The sequence below is a fragment of the Tepidiforma sp. genome (assembly GCF_034433535.1).
Classification (GTDB): Bacteria; Chloroflexota; Dehalococcoidia; order Tepidiformales; family Tepidiformaceae; genus Tepidiforma.
Window position 1 is genome coordinate 1 of record NZ_DAOUAO010000220.1, and the last position, 3,914, is coordinate 3,914.

At 69.3% G+C, this 3,914-nt stretch carries 5 protein-coding genes and 1 tRNA gene; 2 read left to right on the top strand and 4 right to left on the bottom strand.

Annotated elements, in window-relative coordinates; translation table 11 throughout:
• On the top strand, window positions 1-617 hold a 617-nt coding region (locus tag VAE46_RS11505; RefSeq protein ID WP_322797079.1), incomplete at its 5' end, for a hypothetical protein.
• 64 nt (window positions 618-681) lie between these two features.
• On the opposite strand, the gene VAE46_RS11510 is transcribed toward VAE46_RS11505, so the two are convergent.
• Window positions 682-757 (bottom strand) — tRNA-Phe (locus tag VAE46_RS11510).
• A gap of 64 nt (window positions 758-821) precedes the next feature.
• Between VAE46_RS11510 and VAE46_RS11515 the strand changes: the two genes are divergently transcribed.
• On the top strand, window positions 822-1,952 hold the full coding sequence (locus tag VAE46_RS11515) for an epoxide hydrolase (protein WP_322797080.1): 1,131 nt from the start codon (window positions 822-824) through the stop codon (window positions 1,950-1,952).
• A gap of 17 nt (window positions 1,953-1,969) precedes the next feature.
• Here the strand turns inward: VAE46_RS11515 and VAE46_RS11520 are convergent, their stop codons facing one another.
• Genes VAE46_RS11520 through VAE46_RS11530 form a run of 3 tightly spaced genes read right to left on the bottom strand, consistent with a single transcriptional unit; the run spans window position 1,970 to window position 3,739 of the window.
• Entirely contained in the window at window positions 1,970-2,323 is a 354-nt protein-coding gene (locus VAE46_RS11520) for a nuclear transport factor 2 family protein (protein WP_322797081.1), read from the bottom strand.
• 50 nt (window positions 2,324-2,373) lie between these two features.
• A complete protein-coding gene (locus tag VAE46_RS11525) occupies window positions 2,374-2,943 on the bottom strand; it encodes a hypothetical protein (RefSeq protein ID WP_322797082.1) in 570 nt (189 codons plus the stop codon).
• 43 nt (window positions 2,944-2,986) lie between these two features.
• The gene (locus VAE46_RS11530) at window positions 2,987-3,739 is read right to left on the bottom strand and encodes a response regulator transcription factor (protein WP_322797083.1); all 753 of its coding nucleotides are present in this window, start codon (window positions 3,737-3,739) and stop codon (window positions 2,987-2,989) included.
• Window positions 3,740-3,914: the final 175 nt, after the last annotated feature.

The window sequence follows — 3,914 nt, forward strand, 5'->3', positions numbered from 1 at the left end:
TGTCTGCCCTTGCTTCCGTCCCGGTGACCAACCACCGCCATCTCCTGGCGGCCATCGCCGGCACCATTACCGAAATCCGCCATCACGGTACCTGCGCTCAGGTCCGCGTCCACACCGGTGCGGCCATCGACCTCCCGCTCGAAGATATCCAGGACCTCGTCCGGGCCGCCCGGCGCGACCCCCGTGGCTGCCGGCCCCGCTACGCCAGCCAGCGCCTGCTCCTGTTCCCGGCCTCCCCAGGGGGACGCCGCATGAGCCGCCGCGAGGAGCCGGGTACGTGGCGCCGGGGTCTCGACAGAGAACCGGCCGTACGCATCAAGACCAGCCCCGGGGGTTGCCTCATCCTGACCCTGGCATGCATCCACACCGACGGGACCGTGTACGGCGCGGAGCAGGTCTTCCCCAGCATCGAAGCGTGGCTCGACTCGCTCACGCCGGAAGACGTCGGCACCTTCGAATACATCACGTTCGAAGGCCCCGACCTCGAGCCGTACGAGTGGGTCATCGAACGCATCACCCAGCTTCGCCGCCAGCGGAACGGCAACGACTTCCCGGGGCCGTTCATCGAGCCGCCGGGCCGCCAGGCCCGCGACGGCATCCCGGTGCCTCGCCGGTAGCCGGGCACCCGCCCAAACGCAGTGTCGCCCGGCCAGTTCGGCCGGGCGACACCTGTCCGCACGCTGGTGCTGAGGCTCGGGATCGAACCGAGGACACCGGCATTTTCAGTGCCGTGCTCTACCAACTGAGCTACCTCAGCGTCGGGCTTTCATGCTAGGTTCACCCCCGCCCGCCGGTCAAGGCGTGGCGTATCATGCGCTGCCATGAGCATCCGCCCCTTCACCATCCACGTTGACGATGCCGTCCTCGCCGACCTCCGCGAGCGCCTCGCCCGCACCCGCTGGCCCGAGCAGTTCGCCGATGCCGGCTGGGACTACGGTGCGAACCTGCCGTACATCCGTGAACTCTGCGATTACTGGGCCAATGGCTACGACTGGCGCCTCCACGAAGGCCACCTCAACCGCTACCCCGGCTTTCTCGCGGAAGTCGATGGTGTCGACCTCCACTTCTGGCATATCCGCTCCGGGCGGCCCGGCGCTCTGCCGCTCCTCCTCATTCACGGCTGGCCCGGCTCCATCTTCGAGTTCTACTTCATCATCGACCGCCTGGTGCACCCCGAGGCCCACGGCGGCAGCGCCGAAGACGCCTTCGACCTGGTCATCCCGGCGCTCCCCGGGTTCGGCTTCGGCGGCAAGCCCCGCGAGCGCGGCTGGGGCATCTCCCGCATCGCCGCCGCCTTCCACACCCTCATGACCGACGTCCTCGGCCACCCGCGCTACGGCGTCCAGGGCGGCGACTGGGGCGGCATCATCTCAGCGAAGATGGCCTCCGCCTACCCCAATCACGTGGTCGGCGCGCACCTCAATTTCCTCTTCGTTCCGCCGCCGGCCAACCCAACGGAGGACGACCGCAAACACATCGCTGCCCGCGAGGCCTTCCAGGCCAACGAAACCGGCTACTCCCTCACCCAGGGCACCAAGCCCGATTCCCTGACCCTTGCGCAGTCCGATTCCCCCGCCGGCCTGGCCGCCTGGATCGTCGAAAAGTTCCACACCTGGGGCGATGTCGGCAAAAACCTGGAGGCGACCTTCTCGAAGGACGTCCTCCTCACCAACATCATGTTCTACTGGGCGCCCAACAGCGTCGCCAGCGCCGCCCGCATCTACTACGAGGCGCGGCGCGACCCCGCCGGATTCGCCTACCCGCGGGTGGAGGTGCCCACCGGCGTCGCCGTCTTCCCCCGCGAGCCGTGGCGGGTCCCGCGCCACTGGGCCGAAGCGCGGTTCAACATCGTCCGCTGGACCGAAATGCCTCGCGGCGGGCACTTCGCCGCCCTCGAGCAGCCCGGCCTGCTGGCGCCCGACATCATCGAGTTCTTCCGCCCGCTGCGGTAGCTCCCCGGTCGCCCGGGTCAGGGCAGGTTGTGGGTATAGACCTCGTTCAGCACGATGCGCTCGCCCTCCAGCTGCACGAGGTCGAAGCCCCGCAGCCTGCGGGTGCTGCCGTCCGGCAGCGTGATCGTGCAGTACCAGCGGCCGCAGAAGCCGCCCGGGATCGGCCAAACTTCGTCCGGCTCATAGGCCATCGGCGGCGTGGCCGCGAACAGTCCCTCGAGGTAGGTCTTCAGCGCTGCGTGCCCCTTCAGGCCGTTGGGGACCTGGCTGTCCGCGTACACCACATCCGGGTGGTAGAACTCCAGCAGACGCGGGACGTCTTTCTCGGTCCACGCCTTCAGCCAGGCGGCATTGTAGGCAGCGATATCCATGCACAGCTCCCGGTTCCCGTACGAACCGCCCGGCAGTGTACCCGCTCGCGCTACGGTTTGCCCCGTTCCAGCTCCACCACCAGCGTCGCGCGTTCGTTGTCGATGGCGCTAATCGCCACCCGCGCCACGCCTTCGAGCGCCGAGAGCCGCTCCTGGAAATCCAGCAGCTCCCCGAACCCGGACCCCCGCACGTCGACCTGGACCCGCCGCGCCCGCTCCGGTCCCTCCGCTTCTCCTGCGGTGCCGACCCGCTGTGCCGCCGGGGATGACGACCCCGGCCGTGCCGCGTGCTGCCCCTTCAGCCCGCCGGCCAGCCGCTCGATGCCCGCGACGATCGCCTGGATGCCGGCCGCGGCTTCGAGATACTCTGACCGCAGCTTCCAGAGCGGCGCGGCGATCGCCTCCATCAGCCCCGCCCCGGGCGTCGGGGTCGCCTCCTCCCTGCGTTGCGCCTCGGCCAGCCGCTCTTCCAGTTCCGTCAGCCGGTCCAGCAGCCGCTCGTAGTCCTGCCGCAGCAGCTCGTAGCGGCGGCGCAACTGGCGCACGGCGATATCGCCCGAGGCCGCCTCCTGCAGCCGCTCGAAAATCACATCCTCAGGCTCGTTGCCCGTGTCGACCACGTCAACCTTCCCGGGAGGCCGCGCAACCCCGGGAAGCTGGACCTCAGGCCTCTCTCGCGGCGATTGCTGCCCGCTCGCCGCCCTCGAGCCGGTAGCCGAACCCGCGCACCGTCACGAGGTAGCGCGGCTCCTGCTCGTTCAGCTCGAGCTTCCGCCGAATCCGGCGGACGTAGACCTTGAAGACGTCCTGTGCCTCCCGCGGCAGGTAGTGGTAGTCGTCCGAGACGGCGTTCAGGATCTCGTGCGGCTTGAGCACCCGGCCCGGCCGGCGGGCCATGTACTCGATGATCCGGAACTCCGCCGCGGTGAGGGGTACCACCACCCCCGCGCGTTGCACCTCGCATCGATCAACATCGACCACGAGGTCCCCGACCTGAAGCAGCCCGGTTTCCTCCGTGGTCCCCTCATCGTACGCTCCGGCGCGCCGCAGCACCGCACGCACCTGCGCCGCGATCACCCGCGGGTCGGCGCCCAGCTCGAGGCAGGCATCGGCGCCCGCGGCAAACGCCTCGGCCACCAGCTCCGGCTCCGCCTGCTCGAACACGCCCACCACCGGCCGCCCGGCCGCCGCCAGTGCGGCAATGTCCGTGAGCCCTGCGACTGAGCTCCCGTCCACAAAGCGGCAGACCAGCGCGAACTCTCTCGAACAGCCCAGCCGCAGTGCCGCCGGCCCCGGTTCACGCTCGAGCACCGCCAGCTCGCCGCTATGCAGGGCGCGCACCAGCGGCCGCGTCTCCGCCTCGGCCGGGGCAATTATCAGGCAGCTCAGGAACTTCGAAGGGCGGGGGCCTTCCACGTTCACCTGCTTTAGCCCAAATCTCTCCCAACCCGGATCCCGGATTGGTGGCGGTGATTATATCCGGGGTTGTCAAGAGGTAAAGACCCCAATTTGCCCCGGATTTTTCCCGGACCCCGCGCAGGCCCCGGGTATCCGCCGCCCCCACATCAGGAATCCTCCGCATTGCAGCGCC

What these genes read in the sequence shown, in the direction of transcription:
- VAE46_RS11515 (WP_322797080.1), top strand. Translation starts at nt 822, where the DNA reads ATGAGCATCCGCCCCTTCACCATCCACGTTGACGATGCCGTCCTCGCC.
- VAE46_RS11520 (WP_322797081.1), bottom strand. Translation starts at nt 2,323, where the DNA reads ATGGATATCGCTGCCTACAATGCCGCCTGGCTGAAGGCGTGGACCGAG.